At 68.3% G+C, this 325-nt stretch carries 1 protein-coding gene; it reads right to left on the bottom strand.

All coding sequences use genetic code 11. The features are described from left to right. Positions 1 to 325: DUF5801 repeats-in-toxin domain-containing protein (locus EU800_RS27150; protein WP_207210031.1), on the bottom strand; the 325-nt coding region annotated here is incomplete at both ends.

The raw sequence follows: 325 nt of genomic DNA, 5'->3' as shown, positions 1-325 counted from the left end.
GCCGCGGACTGCGTGCCGAAGGACGGCGCGTCATCCTCGAGGTTCAGCGCGCCGGTGATGTCGACCGTGTCCGTGGCGGTGTCGTAGTCGCCATCGGTGGCCGTCGCCGTCAGCGTGATCTTGTTCGACCCCGTCAGCCCGATGCTGTCATCGGGATCGCTGCTGTCGGGATGCACCACCGCCCGGCTCTGGTCCAGAGTGACCTGGCCGGTATTGGTGTCCACGCTGACGCGGAACACCTCGCCGCCGGTCGCCGAGGAGCCGATCACGACGCCGCCGACCAGGTTGAGCACCACGCTCTCGTTGGTCAGCGTGTCGACCAGCC

It is taken from the genome of Tropicimonas sp. IMCC6043 (genome assembly GCF_004146235.1).
In the GTDB taxonomy this organism is placed as follows: domain Bacteria; phylum Pseudomonadota; class Alphaproteobacteria; order Rhodobacterales; family Rhodobacteraceae; genus Tropicimonas.
This window is presented reverse-complemented; position numbering and strand designations above follow the sequence as displayed.